Annotated in this window: 19 protein-coding genes; 12 read left to right on the forward strand and 7 right to left on the reverse strand. The window is 37.0% G+C overall.

Annotated features, from left to right (window positions below; genetic code table 11):
• Window positions 1-128: 128 nt before the first annotated feature.
• From EL165_RS12950 to EL165_RS12970, 5 genes are all read left to right on the forward strand, one after another.
• Complete coding sequence (locus tag EL165_RS12950; RefSeq protein ID WP_002976469.1) at window positions 129-980, forward strand: alpha/beta fold hydrolase; 852 nt, start codon at window positions 129-131, stop codon at window positions 978-980.
• Window positions 980-1450 (forward strand): RNA polymerase sigma factor, encoded by a 471-nt coding sequence (locus EL165_RS12955; protein WP_002976468.1) that lies wholly within the window; start codon window positions 980-982, stop codon window positions 1448-1450. The genes EL165_RS12950 and EL165_RS12955 overlap by 1 nt, the downstream gene beginning before the upstream one ends.
• Window positions 1440-2033 (forward strand): hypothetical protein, encoded by a 594-nt coding sequence (locus tag EL165_RS12960; RefSeq protein ID WP_002976467.1) that lies wholly within the window; start codon window positions 1440-1442, stop codon window positions 2031-2033. The genes EL165_RS12955 and EL165_RS12960 overlap by 11 nt, the downstream gene beginning before the upstream one ends.
• Window positions 2030-2659 (forward strand): class I SAM-dependent methyltransferase, encoded by a 630-nt coding sequence (locus EL165_RS12965; RefSeq protein WP_002976466.1) that lies wholly within the window; start codon window positions 2030-2032, stop codon window positions 2657-2659. Before EL165_RS12960 ends, EL165_RS12965 begins: the two co-directional genes overlap by 4 nt.
• Before the next feature lie 113 nt (window positions 2660-2772).
• Window positions 2773-3114 (forward strand): FEKKY domain-containing protein, encoded by a 342-nt coding sequence (locus EL165_RS12970; protein WP_126358641.1) that lies wholly within the window; start codon window positions 2773-2775, stop codon window positions 3112-3114.
• On the opposite strand, the gene EL165_RS12975 is transcribed toward EL165_RS12970, so the two are convergent.
• The 3 genes from EL165_RS12975 to truA form a co-directional block, all read right to left on the reverse strand.
• The gene (locus tag EL165_RS12975) at window positions 3109-4866 is read right to left on the reverse strand and encodes an ABC transporter ATP-binding protein (RefSeq protein ID WP_002976464.1); all 1758 of its coding nucleotides are present in this window, start codon (window positions 4864-4866) and stop codon (window positions 3109-3111) included. The two genes, EL165_RS12970 and EL165_RS12975, sit on opposite strands and share 6 nt — an antisense overlap.
• A 170-nt stretch (window positions 4867-5036) precedes the next feature.
• Window positions 5037-5378: a hypothetical protein gene (locus EL165_RS12980; protein ID WP_002976463.1), complete on the reverse strand. Its 342-nt coding sequence runs from the start codon at window positions 5376-5378 to the stop codon at window positions 5037-5039.
• 25 nt (window positions 5379-5403) lie between these two features.
• Complete coding sequence (gene truA, locus EL165_RS12985) at window positions 5404-6135, reverse strand: tRNA pseudouridine(38-40) synthase TruA (protein WP_041461381.1); 732 nt, start codon at window positions 6133-6135, stop codon at window positions 5404-5406.
• 108 nt (window positions 6136-6243) lie between these two features.
• Here truA and lpxK point away from each other — a divergent pair, with 108 nt between their 5' ends.
• Together lpxK and EL165_RS12995 are read left to right on the forward strand one after the other, a co-directional pair.
• The gene (gene lpxK / locus EL165_RS12990) at window positions 6244-7269 is read left to right on the forward strand and encodes a tetraacyldisaccharide 4'-kinase (protein WP_041461380.1); all 1026 of its coding nucleotides are present in this window, start codon (window positions 6244-6246) and stop codon (window positions 7267-7269) included.
• Window positions 7253-8068 carry a purine-nucleoside phosphorylase gene (locus EL165_RS12995; RefSeq protein ID WP_002976460.1) on the forward strand — a complete coding sequence of 272 codons (816 nt, stop codon included), beginning with the start codon at window positions 7253-7255 and terminating at the stop codon, window positions 8066-8068. Before lpxK ends, EL165_RS12995 begins: the two co-directional genes overlap by 17 nt.
• Here EL165_RS12995 and EL165_RS25850 read toward each other — a convergent pair.
• Complete coding sequence (locus EL165_RS25850; protein ID WP_002976459.1) at window positions 8062-8214, reverse strand: hypothetical protein; 153 nt, start codon at window positions 8212-8214, stop codon at window positions 8062-8064. The genes EL165_RS12995 and EL165_RS25850 overlap by 7 nt on opposite strands.
• Before the next feature lie 32 nt (window positions 8215-8246).
• On the opposite strand from EL165_RS25850, the gene EL165_RS13000 reads away from it, so the two are divergent.
• The 4 genes from EL165_RS13000 to EL165_RS13015 all read left to right on the forward strand — a co-directional run bounded on the left by EL165_RS13000 (window position 8247) and on the right by EL165_RS13015 (window position 12101).
• A complete protein-coding gene (locus EL165_RS13000; protein WP_041461379.1) occupies window positions 8247-8762 on the forward strand; it encodes a TlpA family protein disulfide reductase in 516 nt (171 codons plus the stop codon).
• Between the two features lie 81 nt (window positions 8763-8843).
• On the forward strand, window positions 8844-9299 hold the full coding sequence (locus tag EL165_RS13005) for a GNAT family N-acetyltransferase (protein ID WP_002976457.1): 456 nt from the start codon (window positions 8844-8846) through the stop codon (window positions 9297-9299).
• Window positions 9300-9486: 187 nt separating this feature from the next.
• On the forward strand, window positions 9487-10584 hold the full coding sequence (gene dinB, locus EL165_RS13010; protein ID WP_002976456.1) for a DNA polymerase IV: 1098 nt from the start codon (window positions 9487-9489) through the stop codon (window positions 10582-10584).
• Window positions 10585-10628: 44 nt separating this feature from the next.
• The gene (locus tag EL165_RS13015) at window positions 10629-12101 is read left to right on the forward strand and encodes an alpha-amylase (protein WP_002976455.1); all 1473 of its coding nucleotides are present in this window, start codon (window positions 10629-10631) and stop codon (window positions 12099-12101) included.
• A gap of 68 nt (window positions 12102-12169) precedes the next feature.
• Here EL165_RS13015 and EL165_RS25855 read toward each other — a convergent pair whose 3' ends face one another.
• From EL165_RS25855 to EL165_RS13025, 3 genes are all read right to left on the reverse strand, one after another.
• Window positions 12170-12337: a hypothetical protein gene (locus EL165_RS25855; protein ID WP_002976454.1), complete on the reverse strand. Its 168-nt coding sequence runs from the start codon at window positions 12335-12337 to the stop codon at window positions 12170-12172.
• A 245-nt stretch (window positions 12338-12582) separates the two neighbouring features.
• The gene (locus tag EL165_RS13020) at window positions 12583-13923 is read right to left on the reverse strand and encodes a carboxylesterase family protein (RefSeq protein WP_002976453.1); all 1341 of its coding nucleotides are present in this window, start codon (window positions 13921-13923) and stop codon (window positions 12583-12585) included.
• 705 nt (window positions 13924-14628) lie between these two features.
• A complete protein-coding gene (locus EL165_RS13025; protein ID WP_002976452.1) occupies window positions 14629-15531 on the reverse strand; it encodes a helix-turn-helix domain-containing protein in 903 nt (300 codons plus the stop codon).
• Window positions 15532-15766: 235 nt separating this feature from the next.
• Between EL165_RS13025 and EL165_RS13030 the strand changes: the two genes are divergently transcribed.
• A complete protein-coding gene (locus EL165_RS13030) occupies window positions 15767-16822 on the forward strand; it encodes an NAD(P)-dependent alcohol dehydrogenase (RefSeq protein ID WP_002976451.1) in 1056 nt (351 codons plus the stop codon).
• The last annotated feature ends 9 nt before the right edge of the window (window positions 16823-16831 follow it).

Below are 16831 nucleotides of genomic sequence, written 5' to 3' on the forward strand. Positions count from 1 at the left end.
GGTTTTGCCCTGAATATAAGGGTTTCGGAGAAGGAGAAATATTTTTTTTCATAAAAAATAAATTTTTGTGTAACATTTTTTAAAGGTTCGTCTCTAAAAGACAAATAAACCTTAAAACTTTAGAAATCATGAAAAAATTTACATTCCTTCTGATCATCATGTTATTTTTTTTAGCAGTGTGCAACATATTTGGACAGCAAACAGCATATCCGTTTGAAGTAAAGAAAAGCGGAAAAGGTAACCAGTCATTAATCTTTATTCCGGGATTTGCTTCTTCAGGAGATGTATGGAGTGAAACGGCTGCAAAGTTTGAAAACAACTTCACTTGTTACACTTTAACGATGGCTGGGTTTGCCGGAACAAAACCACAGGCAGAAGCCAGTTTTAAAGATTGGGAAAATGGAATCGCAGCTTATATCAGAAATAATAAAATTGATAAACCCATCATCATCGGACACAGCATGGGAGGCGGCCTTGCCTTGGCTATCGCAGCCGATTATCCTGAACTTGCAGGTAAAATCATTATTGTTGATGCTCTTCCGTGCCTGGCAGCAATGTCTGACCCCAATTTCACTTCAAAAGAAAATAATGACTGTTCATCTACCATTACTCAATTAACCGCTATGAACGACGAGCAGTTCCGAAAAATGCAGGCTCAGGCAATCCCACGTCTCCTGGCAGATCCTTCTATGCAGGAAACTGTAATCGGATGGAGTGTGAAGTCAGACCGAAAAACATTTGCAAAAATGTACTGCGACTTTTTCAATACCGATCTCAGAGAAAAAATAAAAAATATACAATGTCCCTCTCTTATTCTTCTGGAATCGTTTTTTGTTAACCTTAAGCCAACAATTGAAAGCCAGTACAGGAATTTAAAAAACGCCAATATGCAGTATGCTTCAAAAGGATTGCATTTCATCATGTATGATGACAAGGATTGGTATCTTAACCAGCTTGCTAACTTTTTATCTTCGAAATAATGGTTTTTGAAGAGATATACGAACTCTACTGGCAAAGGATATTCCGTTTATGCATGGGATATGTGAATGACACCGAACTTGCACAGGATCTTGCACAGGAAACCTTTATCATTGTATGGCAGCAGCTCCCTAAATTCAGGAATGAATCCAGCATTGGAACATGGATTTTCAGAATTGCTTCCAATAACTGTCTCCGGCAGATTGAAAAGGAAAAGAAATTTGCCAAAGCAGATTTACCGGTTAATCTGGAAGAGAAAAAGCAGGAATCCATGGAGCCTCAGATACAAATGCTCTACCAGTATATTTCGCAACTGCCGGAAACGGACAGGATCATCATTTCACTGGAACTGGAAGAGGTAAAGCAGGCTGAAATAGCCCATATTGTAGGACTTTCAGAATCCAATATCCGGGTAAAGATTCACAGAATAAAAGAAAAATTAACGCAAAAGTTTAAAGAAAATGGATTCTAATATCGACTTTAAAAATATATGGAAGCAGCAGACTTCCAACAAACCCAATATGGAAGAGCTTCTCGGTAAACTGAAAAAATTCAGAAATCAGAATCTGCGCAGACTGGTCTTTGCTAACATTGGATTAATTGCCACTTCTTTATTGATTCTTTTCATCTGGTACCATTACCAGCCTGAAATGATCACGACAAAAATAGGAATTGTACTTGTTGTTTTGGGAATGGTTATTTTCCTGCTTGCCTACAACAAAATGTTTATGGTATTCTACAAAATTGATCAGACTCAATCAAATAACGAATATCTCCAAAATTTGTATGTGGTAAAAAATAAGCAGAAGTTTATGCAGACCACCATACTCAATCTCTATTTCATCATGCTGTTTCTCGGAATATGCTTTTATATGTATGAATACACATCAAGAATGACTCTTGGATCAGCCATTCTGACCTATGCTGTAACCTCAGCCTGGATTGCTTTCAACTGGTTTTATCTGAGACCACGAACCATAAAAAAACAGCAAGGCAAACTTGACGAATTAATTAATAAATTTGAAGAGATCAATAATCAATTAAAAGAATCATGATATCTTCCGACAACAAAAGCCACTGGGAAAACGTATATGAAACCAAAAATCCTGACCAGGTAAGCTGGACACAGAAAAAGCCTCAGACATCACTTGACTTTATTACATCTTCGGGATTGGGAAAAGATGCCAGCATTATCGATATCGGAGGCGGCGACAGCAACCTTGTTGATTTTCTTCTTGAGGAAGGCTATGAAAACATTACTGTTCTTGACATTTCTGCCAAAGCTTTGCAAAAAGCGCAGGAAAGATTGGGAGATGCTGCTAACAAAGTAAAATGGATTGCTACAGATATTACTGCTTTTGAACCTACGGAAAAATATGACATCTGGCATGACAGAGCAGCCTTTCATTTCCTTACAAAACCGGAACAGGTTTCAAAATATATTGATATTGCAGAAAAGAATGTAAATAACTTTATGATTATCGGAACTTTTTCTAAAAACGGTCCCACCAAATGCAGCGGACTGGATATTCAACAGTATGATGAAGAGTCATTAGCTGAAAAATTCAAAGCTGGTTTTACAAAAATAAAGTGTATTACAGAAGATCATATTACTCCTTTTGAGACAGTTCAGAATTTTGTATTCTGCAGTTTTAAAAAGCATTTGAAAATTCAGGATTGAAATCCAATTCCGTTTTCAAAATTTTATTAATAAAAAGGGAATCCAGAATGATTCTCTTTTTTGTTGATTTAACCTCTGGGTTATTTCTCTATCATACCTACAAATCAATACTCATGAAAAAAATCAGATTAGCGCTTTTACTTATGGCATTACCATTTTCAGGATTACTGTTTGCTCAGAAAACAGAAATTACAGTGCTTACACAACAGAAAGGTCCAAAATCAGGTGCAAAAGAAGAAAACATTCCTTACTTTATTCAGTTCGGTATCATGTCTAAAAACCACGAAGATTTTAAAAACAAATACCATACAGGAGTTTTTTACCAAAACTGCATCATAAGCTATGAAATATCTAAACAGGCCAAAGAAAACAACCTGGCTGTTGCAAAAACGTTAACAGAAAAATATGGTGATGCCTGGAAAAAAGATCTTGGAATCATTCCTTACGGATTATGATTCTTTTTCTTCCTCCATTTCTACCTCATGGCGAAGCTGGGCTTTGTAAAGCGTTGCATAGTATCCGTTCTTATCCAAAAGCTCAAGATGTTTGCCTTCCTCTACAATTTTACCATGCTCCATCACAATGATCTTATCTGCCTTTTCAATGGTGGAAAGTCTGTGAGCAATAATAATGGATGTTCTGTTTTTGGTAATTTTTTCTGTTGCTCTCTGGATCAGCTTTTCACTTTCATGATCAATGGAAGAGGTTGCTTCATCCAGAATTAAAATTTTCGGATCTGATAAATAAGCTCTCAGGAAAGATAACAACTGTCTCTGCCCTAAAGAAATGGATGAACCTCTTTCGCTCACTACATAATCATATCCGCCGGGTAGCTGCTCGATAAACTGATCAACTTCAATTTCTCTCGCTCCTGCTTTTATTTTATCCAGTGTTATACTCTCATCACCGAAGGCAAGATTTTCAAAAATACTTCCATGGAAAAGGAATACATCCTGCAGTACAACTCCGATATGGCTTCTCAGATTATACAACTCATAATCTTTTAAATCCACATCGTCAATCAGAATATTTCCGGAATTGATGTCATACAGCCTTGTGATTAAACTGATGATGGTAGATTTTCCGGCACCAGTTGCTCCAACGATAGCTACCGTTTCTCCCGGATTTACTTTAAAGTCAATCCCTTTCAGTACCTCCTGCTTTTCGTCATAAGCAAAGTGGACTTTCCTGAATTCAATTTTTCCGGCAAAATGATCTTTCTTCACTGTTCCGTTATTCGGCATTGAGTTTTCTTCATCCATTAATCCCAGCACTCTTTCTGCACCTACAATTCCCCGCTGGATATTATTGAAACGGTCTGCAATCTGTCTCAAAGGACGAATCAGCATAGAAATATACTGAATGAATGCAATGACCACTCCGGCACTGATGGTAATATAACCACCATAGAAAAGGATAAATCCTATAAATAATGATGAAATAAGTTCTACTACGGGGAAGAAAAGAGAGAAAATAAATACGGTTCTCAGCAACGCCCCTTTGAGGGTAATATTGATATCATCAAATTTCTTAAACTCTGCTTCCTGTCTGTTGAATACCTGGATAATTGGCATTCCGGCAAGTCTTTCCTGTACAAAAGAATTCTGATTGGCCGTCCAGTTTCTTTCATCTCCGAAAGCTTTTTTCAGTCTTTTCTGGAAGAATCTCGTAATCACTACCATCAAAGGTAAGATAGCCAGTGTAATATAACTCAGGTGAACATTGGTACTGAACATCATGACCAATACAAACAGAATTCTCAGGATATCCCCGAATACCATCAGGAAACCGTCTGTATAAACAGTAGCAATTGTTTCCACATCACCTACTGCACGGGTTACCAGCTGCCCGATCGGGGTTTTATCAAAAAATGAAGTCTTGAAATAAATCAGTTTAGCATACAAACGCTCTCTGATATCCCTGATCACATTCTGTGAGATGAAATTTGAAAAATAAACCAGGAAAAAGTTTAAAATCGTCTCAGCAAATACCAATCCCACAAGGATATAGATATGTTTCATCATCAAAGCCTTATCATGAAGCTTTGTTATATCATTATCCACCACCTGCATGGTAAGATAAGGCCTGTAAGTAGAAACTATCGAAAGAAATATAGAAATGATAAGGGTAAGGATGAACCAAGAACGAAATTTCATTCCGATAAAGAACAGCCTTTTTATAATCCCCCAGGTATCTTGTTTTTTCATTGTACGAATCGAAAGATAGAATTAAAATATAAATTCTATGCAAAAATAAGACATTATACCCGGACTGCCTTTACAACTTTTGCAAATCGTCATAGAAAGTTTCAGATACCAGCCATTTACAAAATGAATATATTAACCATTCTTTTGCATCCACTTCAGTATATAAGATCTTATTCAGAAGTCTTCCCGATTTCGTCAATTTCGACTATTGGTTTTACAGATCTTTCTTTGATCAATTTATTTTCAAGGAATTTATAAACTCCCCAAACGGCAACAATAGAGATTAACCAGCCAACGATATTCACTGCGGAAAATCCTGTATAATTTACATTTTCTGCGGATTCAGGATCTGTAATACCCAGATACATCCCGTAAGCAAAACCTAACAAAAGCTGGGTTCCTAAATAAATACCAATAGCCAGAACACCATACTGCCACTTTGTTTTTCCAAACCTTTCTGCTAATTGTGCATAATACCGGTAAGCACCGATAAGAATAAAAATTGATAACATGATTATTTGTTTTTTTTTGTTTTATTTAAAATTCATAGCCTACATCCACCAGATACAGTCCGTGTCCCGGTGCTGAGGTTCCTGCAGCGTTACGGTTTTTATCTTCAATTACTTTACGGAGATCTTCAGGTTTCAGTTTTCCGGTTCCTATTTCTACCATTGTTCCGACAATAGCACGAACCATATTCCTTAAAAAGCGATTCGCAGAAACTGTGAATTTAAGTTCCGCTCCGTTCTGCTCCCATTCTGCTTTGTAAATTTTACAGATATTGGTTTTGTTGTCAGTTTTTAATTTTGCAAAACTGGTAAAATCTTCATATTCAAAAAGAATTTTGCACGCTTCATTCATTGCATCAACATCCAGAGAACGTTTCCAGTGCTGCCAGGCAGATTCCTGCGTGAACGGATTTTTTTCCAGGGAGATATAATATTCATAAGTTCTGTATGTCGCATCAAAACGGGCATGGAAATCATCTTTTACAGGAAAAATCCTTTTAATGGAAATATCAGGCGGAAGAAAACTGTTCAGCCTTCGGGGAAGCTGGTCATCCAACTCTTTTTCCGTATCAAAATGGGCAAATATCTTTTTAGCATGAACTCCCGTATCTGTTCTTCCTGCTCCCGTAGTTTTAATCTCTTCGCGCAAAATTGTAGACAGCGCCTTTTCTAGTTCTTCCTGTACAGAAATAGCATCCGGCTGTATCTGGTAGCCGAAATAATTCTTTCCGTTGTAAGAAAATTCAATAAAGTATCTCAAAGTATTGTAATAACTCCACAAAAATACTTTAATTTAACGAAATATTTGTTGAAAAGTCTTTGAGAATATTACATCTATGCTTATGAAAATTCCTATTTTTGCAAACGTATGAAAAGATGGTACCTTTATCCTTTTTCCCTCGGTTATCATTTGGTAACGGGTATCCGAAACACAATGTATGATCTGGGAATTTTTAAGTCGACGAAATTCAAGACTCCGATAATCAATGTCGGGAACCTTTCTGTGGGCGGAAGCGGAAAGTCGCCCATGGTGATGTATCTTGCCCAGTTTCTATCCAAACATTACAGAACCGGTGTGCTTTCGCGAGGCTATGGAAGGCTGACCAAAGGCTACGAAGTAACCAATTACGAAAGTAACTACAAAATGGTGGGTGATGAAGCAATGCAGCTTTTTGAGCGTTTTAAAAACCGCTTTGTCATTGCAGTTTCCGAAGATCGTGTTCCGGGTGCCAAAAAAGTGATCAGCGATATGGATCTGGAGGTTCTCGTATTGGATGATGCCATGCAGCACAGAGCGATCAAGGCAGGATTCAATATTTTGATGACCGACTTTAATGATCCGTTTTTCAAGGATTACCTTCTTCCAGCCGGAGACCTCAGAGAATCCCGTTCAGGATACAAAAGAGCCGACATTATTATGGTCAGCAAATGTCCTGATGAACTGACAGAGGAAACAAAAAGGTATTATATCTCAAGAATAAAACCTTCATATGGACAAAAAGTATTCTTTTCTTCCATCGGTTACGACGAAAATGTATATGGAAAAGATAAAATGCTTCCGGATAACAACCTGAATTATTACGATATTTTACTGATCACCGGAATTGCCAATCCGAAACCGCTTCTGGAGCATCTGGCAAAATTTTCAAAAAGGGTAAAACATTTAAAGTTCAGAGATCATCATAATTTTACGGATGATGATATAAAAAAAATCCTTGCGGAGTATAAAAAATTAGGAGAATATAAACTGATATTAACCACAGAGAAAGATTACGTACGTCTGAAAACTTTTGACTATCTTAGAGAAATTGTTTACTACTGGCCTATCAATGTATTGATTGATAAGAAAGAAGAATTCAATCAAATCATCTTAGATTATGTTAGAAAAAATTAAAGAAACTGCAGATTTTATCAAAAATATCATCCAGGAAACTCCTGATTTTGCAGTTGTTTTAGGATCGGGACTGGGGAAATTACAAAATGAAGTAGAACCGATCCACGTTTTAGAGTACAAAGACATTCCTCATTTTCCGCAAACTACAGTAGCCGGCCACACCGGGAAACTAGTTTACGGAAAGCTGGAAGGAAAAAAAGTACTGATGATGAGCGGACGTTTCCATTACTATGAAGGACATTCAATGGAAACAGTCACTTTCCCGATAAGAGTTTTTCATCTGCTTGGAATTCAAAATCTTATTCTTTCGAATGCCTGCGGAGGCGTAAACCCAGACTACAGCGTTGCAGATATCGTTATTCTGAAAGATCACATCAATATGATGCCTGAGCACCCGCTTCGTGGAAAAAATATTGATGAGCTGGGACCACGTTTTGTGGATATGAGCGAACCTTACAACAAAAAAATGATTGCAACAGCGGAACATGCCGCTGCTGATCAGCATATTAAAATACACCAGGGAGTTTATGTGGCTCTGCAAGGCCCTACTTTTGAAACTCCTGCAGAATATGGAATGATCAAAGCCATTGGCGGAGATATGGTAGGAATGAGCACTGTTCCTGAAGTTATTGTTGCCAGACATATGGGAATGGACGTGTTCTGTATTTCAGTGATCACAGATCTGGGCGGACCGGATATTGCTTTCGCCGTTTCCCATGAAGAAGTATTGAATGCCGCCAACAAAGCAATGCCCAATGTAATTGCTGTTGTCAAAGGCCTGATTAAAAATTATCAGTAGAAATAACCCCATAGTACAACTGAAGACGTAACATTCTTCTCCTTTGAAGGGGTGGTTTCCAGACATCCTCTTTCCTTCCCATAGAGTCCATCAATATTATAAATTTTTACTAATTCCAAAGAAATCAATCTCAGATTGCTATCCATTGTTTAGATTTGTATAAATGAAATTGTACGAGATGAAAAAGTTGATATTAATTTTTATGATGGGAATTTTTGGGATAAGTTATTCACAAAAAGTCCCTGCTGTCCTTAAAACAGGATTTTCAAAAGAAGCCTTACAGCAAAAACTGGAAGATGAAGATGGAAAAAGTGTGACCATACAGCAGATTCTTGATCAGCATAAAGGAAAAGTTTTAGTTATTGATTTCTGGGCAGGATGGTGCAGAGACTGTTTAAACGCACTTCCAAAAGCTAAGGAACTGGAAGAAAAAAACAAGAATATCGATTTTGTATTTCTGTCATTAGACCGTTCAAAAGAAGGGTTTGAAAAAAGTCTTGAAAGATTTGATATGAAACACAAAGAAAACTATTGGTTTTCCACAGGCTGGAAAAATGATTTTAATAATTATGTAGATCTTAACTGGATCCCAAGATATATAGTCATCGATCAGAAATCCTCGATTGCAAAATATTACGCAATATCACCTGAAGATCCTGAGATTCAACAAACCATCGACCAACTTTTAAAATAGTTGCCATTAACTTTAAAACATAAAAACTCATTGGAAATGATCTGCTTTCAATGAGTTTTAACATTTTATTTATATAACACCATGATCACAAGAGAAGCTACAGAACAGGATTTAAAAACTCTTTTAGAATTTGAACAGGGCATTGTGACTGCTGAAAGACCATTCAACAGTACCCTTATTGAAGGAGAGATTCATTATTATGATTTAAAACATCTGATACAGTCTCCGGATGCGACAGTAATTGTTGCAGAAGAAAATAATGAGATTATTGCATCAGGATATGCCCTGATTAAAAAAGCAGAGAAAGATTACTATCAGTTTAAAGAATATGCCTATTTAGGTTTTATGTACGTCAGGCCTGAACATCGTGGAAAAGGAATCAATAAAGTGATTACCGATGAACTTATTTCATGGTCGAAATCCAGAGGAATGAATGAAGTAAGACTGGATGTATATGCTCAGAATGAATCTGCTGTAAAAGCTTATGAAAAAGCAGGTTTTGAGCCGCATCTGCTCACCATGAGACTGAAGGAGTAAAATGCAGGAAGCTGGAAGATTGAAGCTGGAAGTAGTTTATGCACTAAGAAGCCTGTGATTTTTTTTATTAATTTTCAATAAACAGGTCATCAATTTCTATATTGTCCTCATTAACTTCCCTCTCCCAGCTTCAGACTTCCCTTCTACAAAAAATTTACCGTCAATAAATGAATCCATATCTTTGTATATGGATTTTTCTTTGCCTCTTCGTAAAATTATTCACGTGGACATGGATGCATTCTATGCTTCTGTGGAGCAGCATGATAATCCTACACTGAAAGGTAAGCCCATCGCTGTAGGTGGACAGCATCGAGGTGTTGTTGCTGCCGCAAGCTATGAAGCCAGAAAATATGGTGTTCGTTCTGCCATGCCCAGTAAGACTGCCAAAGAAAAATGCCCGCAGCTTATTTTTGTTCCTCCCCGCTTTGCCAGGTATAAAGAAATTTCGAAAAAGATCCGGGAAATTTTCTATGAATATACGGATCTGGTAGAACCCTTATCATTGGATGAAGCGTATCTTGATGTCACCGAAAATAAAAAGGGAATGGAGTCTGCCAACCTCATCGCCAAAGAAATCCGTCAGAAAATTTTTGAACAGACCGGGCTGACAGCCTCTGCAGGAATTTCGGTCAATAAATTCCTGGCTAAAGTAGCTTCCGATATCAATAAACCCAATGGCCAGAAAACAATCCACCCGGATAAGATGGAAGAATTCCTGGAAGAATTGCCTGTAGAAAAATTTTATGGTGTAGGAAAGGTTACGGCTAACAAAATGTTTAGTTTAGGAATTTATAAAGGAAAAGATTTAAAAAAGAAATCTCTTGAAGATCTGATAAGAATTTTTGGAAAGTCCGGCCAGCATTATTATAACGTGGTGCGCGGTATTCATACTTCTGAGGTAAAACCTCACCGGATTCAGAAAAGTGTAGCGGTGGAAAGAACATTTTTTGAAGATCTTCTGGATGAACAGCAGATTAATGAAAAACTGGAAAGTCTGGCACAGGAACTTCATCAGAGATTACAGAAAAACAATATTCTCGGAAGGACTTTAACATTAAAAATAAAGTATAAAGATTTCTCTCTTTTCACAAGAAGTATCACAAAGGAAGAATATTTTTCTTCTCCTGAACAGTATTTTACTACCGGAAAAAAACTATGGGAACTTCGGCCTTTCGATAAGGCGGTCCGCTTATTAGGATTATCTCTTTCTCATCTGAACACAGAAGAAAAAAAGCAGGTTTCTGTTCAACTAAAAATCCCGTTTGAAGAATTTGAAAGTGACTAGGTCATATTTTTTTACTAAATTGTATCCACCAAATCAGTAAATGTATGAACCCAACCATGATCCAGTTTTTCCACTGGTATTCTGAAGGAGACGGAAAGTTATGGAAAGAGGCCGAAAAACAGGCCGGATATTTAGCAAAACTTGGAATAACATCTGCATGGCTTCCTCCAGCTTATAAAGGTACAAACGGCGGATATTCGATAGGATATGATGCCTACGACCTGTATGATCTAGGAGAGTTTGATCAAAAAGGAACCATTCCCACAAAATACGGCACCAAAAACGATTATATCAAAGCTATTAAAGCCTTAAAAAAACACAATATACAAGTGATTGTAGATATTGTTCTGGGGCATAAAGCAGGCGGTGACGAACTGGAAAAATTCAAAGTAGTAAAAGTAGACGAAGAAAACAGAGAGAAAGTAATCTCTGATGTCATCGAAATAGAGTCTTATACCAAATTTACCTTTCCCGGAAGAGGAAAAAAATATTCTGATTTTGAATGGAATTTTACCTGTTTCAGTGGTGTGGATTACGCCGAAGGTATGGACTCTCATATCTTTAAAATCCAATCTGAATATGGAAATGACTGGGAAGAAATGATTGATGATGAAAAAGGAAATTATGATTACCTGATGTATAATGACATCGAGCACCGGAATCCTTTTGTACGGGAAGAACTCAACAATTGGTCAAAATGGTATTTTGACCAGACAGATTTTGACGGAGTGAGACTGGATGCTTTAAAACATATTTCTTTTGATTTTTACAAAGAATGGCTTACGCTGTTACGCTCCAATTCAGGAAAAGATATTTTCGCCGTTGGAGAATACTGGGCTCCGGGATATCTTCATCTTCTCCAGAAATACATTGAGGTGACAGAAGGCTGCATGAGTCTTTTCGACAGTTCGTTACAGAATAATTTTCATACAGCTTCCAGAGAAGGGAGTTCTTATGATCTCAGACGGATTTTCGATGAAACTCTTACCCAGGCAGACCCCATGCATTCTGTGAGTTTGGTAGCCAATCATGATACACAGCCATTACAGGATCTCGAAGCTCCTGTAGAGCCTTGGTTCAAACCTATTGCTTATGCACTTATTTTATTGAGAAAAGATGGCTATCCATGTGTGTTTTATCCTGATCTCTACGGAGCTCATTATGTGGATAAAGACAGAGAAGGTAATGACCAGGAAATATTCATGCCCAAAATAGATGGTATTGAAGAGCTGTTAAAGGCAAGAAAAGATCACGCTTATGGTGATCAGCATGATTATTTTGAGGACGCCAACTGTCTCGGGTGGGTTCGTACAGGAGACGATGATCATACAGGCTGTGCCGTAGTCTTAAGTAATAAAGATGCTTATAATAAGCCTATGGAGGTCGGAACACTTTACGCCGGGAAAAAATTTAAAGATTTATTGAAACGATGTAAAGACAAAGTGATCATTGATGAAAATGGCTGGGGCAACTTTCCTGTTCCGGCGGGAAATGTAAGCGTCTGGATCCCGGAATAAAATAAACTTCTATACATAAAAAGGCATACATGATAATTATGTATGCCTTATATTTTATCAGACTGTATTTAGCAATAGATATACTGGCAGTACCAGATATCTTTAGCCCATTCACAGCATTGTCCGTCTTCGTTTGAAGTACAGCACACTCTGCCTCTGTTGATATCTCCGGCTTTTAAGCTCTTCAACTCCTGACGGTTAAGTTTTTTTACTTTGAAATCTTTGTTTGTTTTCATAATTATTATTTTTTTATGGTTTAGTTATTAAATATACATTAAAAACTATAATTATGAATGAAAGTTTTACACTAAAAATATAAATCAATATATAAAATTTATATTATTGAAAACGAGTATTGATACTTCGGTGTACCATCACGTCCAAAATTCTTTGAATTTTCGCCACCCTCCACAGGAGAGGAATGTCTAAGTCTTTAATGAATATCAATTAAGTTGAGAGGTCCTGGTAAGCTGATGTGCAGTTATATCTTTCGGAGTTCCAGGATTTCCGGTCTTTCTGAGGTATCAGCTATTTTTCCGGTGCGCGCAAATTCTGCCCAGAGCGCTCTCAGTTTTTTCCCGTTCTCATGAATGCGGCTCCAGGGAATATTTTTCAGCAATTCAGAAGATTTCCAGGCGGCTTCATTGCCAAAAATTAAAGGAAGATCAATGCAGTGCGGTGCCCCGATATGATTATCTTTCAGTTTTGAATGAATTCTAAACAGGTAAACATTTCCGCCGGCATCTGCCAGATTTTCAGCAAATTGCCTTGCCGGAGCTCCATAGATAAATTCTGTAGTCTTTTCAACAGTTTTATCCATAATCTTTAGTCCCAATCCTTTTCCGAAATATTTATTTAAAGCTTCTGATGTCTTGAGATAAAATGCGGTTTCATCATTATTCAATCCAATCAAAACATCATATTTCCGGGCATTTTTTTTCCACATCTCCACCGACTCTTCTTCCTTACACAAAGGAAAGAATCCATACTGCGTACCAAAAGGCATTGCTGCTTTCAAACCATATTTTATTACTGAAGGAACGAATGTCTTATATTCCTCCATCATTTTTAAAACATCGGTTTCATCTTTCAATACTTCAGTTTTTTTCAGAAATTCTGCAGACATTTTCTGTCTTTTATGACGTAAGCCCAGAGGAGCGCTCTGGATAATCAAACGTTGAAACAGGTTTTCAACGCCTTCCGAAATCATCAAATGGGCGATGGCATCACCTCCGGAAGATTGCCCTAAAAGAGTCATATTATTTTCATCTCCTCCGAAATCTGCAATATATTTTTTAATCCACTTCAAAGCTTCAATGATATCTAACAGCCCTAGATTGGCAGGTCTTTTTTCATCTCCTCCCAGGAAACCGAAAAGTCCCAGACGATATGAAACCGTAACAACAATAATATGCTGTTCTTTCACCCATTCAGCAGGATCAGCAGTAGCAAGATCGCCACAGCCTATTTCATGGGAACCTCCATGGATCCAAACCACGACAGGAAGTTTTTCATTTTCAGAAATTGTCTCAGGCCGGGTTATGGAAAGGTATTGGGTAGATTCATCGGGTTCAAAACTTTCAACAGGAGTCGCTCCAATCATTTTTTCAACAAGTGGACTTAAAGCCTGCGGGCAAACCGGAGTTTTTTCCGGAGAAATGATGATTGAAGATAAAGAAGCTTCTACAGCAACCGGTTTTTTAAATCTTTCAGAGTGGGCATACCGGATACTTTTAATCCTGATAATTCCTTCTTCTTTTAGTGCTGTAATTTTCCCGAACCTGGTATTAAAAACAGTAGTGTCTTGCTGATTTGGTGTCATCTTTAAAACTGTGAAAAACTTTTCTTTTTAAATGTAAGTATTTAAACACAAATGTCACGAATATGTGCACAAATATTCACTAATAATTATTGTTTCAATTGGTGAAGAGATTAGTGTCATTCGTGTTAAAAATAATTTAAACACGAATGTCACAAATAAGCGCACTAATATTCACTAATAAATATTGTGTCTTTCGCGAAAAGATTAGTGTTATTCATGTTAAAAAAATAATCTAAACACGAATGTCACAAATAAGTGCACTAATATCCACTAATAACTATTGTGTCTTTCATGAAAAGATTAGTGTAATTCGTGTTAAAAATAATCTAAACACGAATGTCATAAATAAGTGCACTAATATCCACTAATAATTATTGTGCCTTTCGTGAAAAGATTGGTGTTATTTGTGTTAAAAAAATAATCTAAACACGAATATCACAAATAAGCGCACTAATATCCACTAATAATTATTGTGTCTTTCGCGAAAAGATTAGTGTTATTCATGTTAAAAAAATAATCTAAACACGAATGTCATAAATAAGTGCACTAATATCCACTAATAATTATTGTGCCTTTCGTGAAAAGATTGGTGTTATTTGTGTTAAAAAAATAATCTAAACACGAATATCACAAATAAGCGCACTAATATCCACTAATAATTATTGTGTTTTTCGTGAAAAGATTAGTGTTATTCGTGTTAAAAAACTAGTTCAGGGTTTTATATTCACTCGGAGAAATACCAACTTTGGTTTTGAAAAGTCTCGTAAAATGCTGCGGATATTTAAACCCTAGATCATAGGAAATTTCACTGATTGTTTTTTCCTGATCCAGAATTTGTTCTTTAGCTACATCAATAAGCTTATTGTGGATAAATTCCTGGGCGGAAATACCTAATTCTTTTTTAATCAGGTCACCGAAATAATTGGCAGACAGGTTCAGTTTTTCTGCAAAATAATTGACCATGGGAAAACCAATATTTTTCGGGTCCTCGGATTTTAAGTAATCATCAACCAGATTTTCAAATTTCCCGATCACTCCCTGGTTGATATGATCTCTGGTAATAAACTGACGGTCGTAAAAACGCATGCAGTAATTAAGGAACAGCTCAATGTTATTAACAATTAAAGATTTACTGTGTTTATCAATAGCCTGTTCCAGTTCCAGCTTAATATTTTTAAAGCAGTCCAGTACCACTTCCCTTTCTTTTTCTGAGAGGTGTAAGGCTTCATGCACATCATAAGAGAAGAAGGAATAGTCTTTCATATTCTTCCCTAAGTTGGTTCCTTTTATTAAATCAGGATGAAAAATCAAAGCAAAGCCTGCAGGCTGAACAAATTTATCTTTGTTATAGATTCCATAGGTTTGTCCTGGAGCAATGAAAACCAGTGTTCCTTCCTGATAGTCGTAGCTATGCTTTCCATACAGCATGTCTCCGCACATGACATCTTTCAGAAAAACGGTATAAAAGCCGAATTTTCTTTTATGCTGACAGATAAGATCGGATTTTGAAAAATCAATAATACTGACCAACGGATGAAGGGTTTCATGATTGGCCATTTTATTATATTCCGAGACACTATTATAGATTTCAACCTCCTGATTTTCCATGAAGTATATTTTTAATTCTATTCAAAATTACCACTTTCCTTTATAACTGAAATAGTGCCTGTAAAATTGGTAAGTAATTCGGTAATCTGTATAAGTATGGTTTATTGAAAAGTTTCCACTTTTGTATCGTTATGGATTTCCACTCCGAACGGCAGATAGACAACGGATTGTAAAGCAACAAGATCATAACGAATGAAAAACATTATAATTTATCCTAAATAAACTAAATATAAAAATGAGTACAATTACAGTAAAAGCTTATGGAGCAGAGTCTACCACAGCAGATCTGAAAGAAATGAATATTGAAAGAAGAGAAGTCACCGCAAAAGATGTAGAAATTGAAATTCTATACTGCGGGGTATGCCACTCTGATCTTCATACTGCAAGAAACGACTGGGGCGGGTCTTTGTATCCTGTAGTTCCGGGTCATGAAATTGTGGGAAGAATTACAAAAGTAGGAAGCGAGGTTTCAAAATTTAAAGCAGGAGATCTTGCGGCTGTAGGATGCATGGTAGATTCATGTGGACATTGTGACAGCTGCAAACACGATTTGGAACAATATTGCCAGAATGGATTTACAGGGACTTATAACGGAAAAGATAAACATCTAGGCGGCCATACTTTTGGAGGATATTCCCAAAAAGTAGTGGTTGACGAACATTTTGTTTTAAGTGTACCGGAAAATCTGGATCTGGCAGCAGTAGCACCTCTTCTATGCGCCGGAATTACCACGTGGTCACCGTTAAGACACTGGAACGCCGGCCCGGGTTCAAAAGTTGCAGTTGTAGGGTTAGGCGGTTTAGGACACATGGCTATTAAATTAGCAAAAGGATTGGGAGCGGAAGTTACTCTATTCTCAAGAACTCCGGGAAAAACAGATGATGCGAAACAGCTTGGAGCAGATCACGTAGTAATTTCTACCGATGATTCACAGATGGATGCTGTAAAGGGTAAATTTGATCTTATCATTGATACGGTACCTTATGAGCACGACATCAATCCTTATATGCAGACTCTTTCTCTGAACGGAACTCTGGTTCTTGTAGGATTCGTAGGTGAATTCCAGGAAACGCAGGTAAGTACGAGACCGATGATCTTCCAACGCCGTTCTGTTGCAGGATCTTTGATTGGAGGTATTGCAGAAACTCAGGAACTGTTGGATTTCTGTGGAAAACACAATATTGTTTCTGATATTGAACTGATTAAGATGCAGGATATTAACCAGGCCTATGAAAGAATGCTGAAAAGCGATGTAAAATACCGCTTCGTTATTGATATGCAGTCTTTATAATCTTCTATA

It is taken from the genome of Chryseobacterium gleum, from assembly GCF_900636535.1.
Classification (GTDB): Bacteria; Bacteroidota; Bacteroidia; order Flavobacteriales; family Weeksellaceae; genus Chryseobacterium; species Chryseobacterium gleum.

Bases quoted from the DNA above. Each gene is read 5' to 3' on its own strand.
- EL165_RS12950 (WP_002976469.1), top strand. From the start codon at position 129: ATGAAAAAATTTACATTCCTTCTGATCATCATGTTATTTTTTTTAGCA.
- EL165_RS12955 (WP_002976468.1), top strand. From the start codon at position 980: ATGGTTTTTGAAGAGATATACGAACTCTACTGGCAAAGGATATTCCGT.
- EL165_RS12960 (WP_002976467.1), top strand. From the start codon at position 1,440: ATGGATTCTAATATCGACTTTAAAAATATATGGAAGCAGCAGACTTCC.
- EL165_RS12965 (WP_002976466.1), top strand. From the start codon at position 2,030: ATGATATCTTCCGACAACAAAAGCCACTGGGAAAACGTATATGAAACC.
- EL165_RS12970 (WP_126358641.1), top strand. From the start codon at position 2,773: ATGAAAAAAATCAGATTAGCGCTTTTACTTATGGCATTACCATTTTCA.
- EL165_RS12975 (WP_002976464.1), bottom strand. From the start codon at position 4,866: ATGAAAAAACAAGATACCTGGGGGATTATAAAAAGGCTGTTCTTTATC.
- EL165_RS12980 (WP_002976463.1), bottom strand. From the start codon at position 5,378: ATGTTATCAATTTTTATTCTTATCGGTGCTTACCGGTATTATGCACAA.
- lpxK (WP_041461380.1), top strand. From the start codon at position 6,244: ATGAAAAGATGGTACCTTTATCCTTTTTCCCTCGGTTATCATTTGGTA.
- EL165_RS12995 (WP_002976460.1), top strand. From the start codon at position 7,253: ATGTTAGAAAAAATTAAAGAAACTGCAGATTTTATCAAAAATATCATC.
- EL165_RS25850 (WP_002976459.1), bottom strand. From the start codon at position 8,214: ATGGATAGCAATCTGAGATTGATTTCTTTGGAATTAGTAAAAATTTAT.
- EL165_RS13000 (WP_041461379.1), top strand. From the start codon at position 8,247: ATGAAAAAGTTGATATTAATTTTTATGATGGGAATTTTTGGGATAAGT.
- EL165_RS13005 (WP_002976457.1), top strand. From the start codon at position 8,844: ATGATCACAAGAGAAGCTACAGAACAGGATTTAAAAACTCTTTTAGAA.
- dinB (WP_002976456.1), top strand. From the start codon at position 9,487: ATGGATTTTTCTTTGCCTCTTCGTAAAATTATTCACGTGGACATGGAT.
- EL165_RS13015 (WP_002976455.1), top strand. From the start codon at position 10,629: ATGAACCCAACCATGATCCAGTTTTTCCACTGGTATTCTGAAGGAGAC.
- EL165_RS25855 (WP_002976454.1), bottom strand. From the start codon at position 12,337: ATGAAAACAAACAAAGATTTCAAAGTAAAAAAACTTAACCGTCAGGAG.
- EL165_RS13020 (WP_002976453.1), bottom strand. From the start codon at position 13,923: ATGACACCAAATCAGCAAGACACTACTGTTTTTAATACCAGGTTCGGG.
- EL165_RS13025 (WP_002976452.1), bottom strand. From the start codon at position 15,531: ATGGAAAATCAGGAGGTTGAAATCTATAATAGTGTCTCGGAATATAAT.
- EL165_RS13030 (WP_002976451.1), top strand. From the start codon at position 15,767: ATGAGTACAATTACAGTAAAAGCTTATGGAGCAGAGTCTACCACAGCA.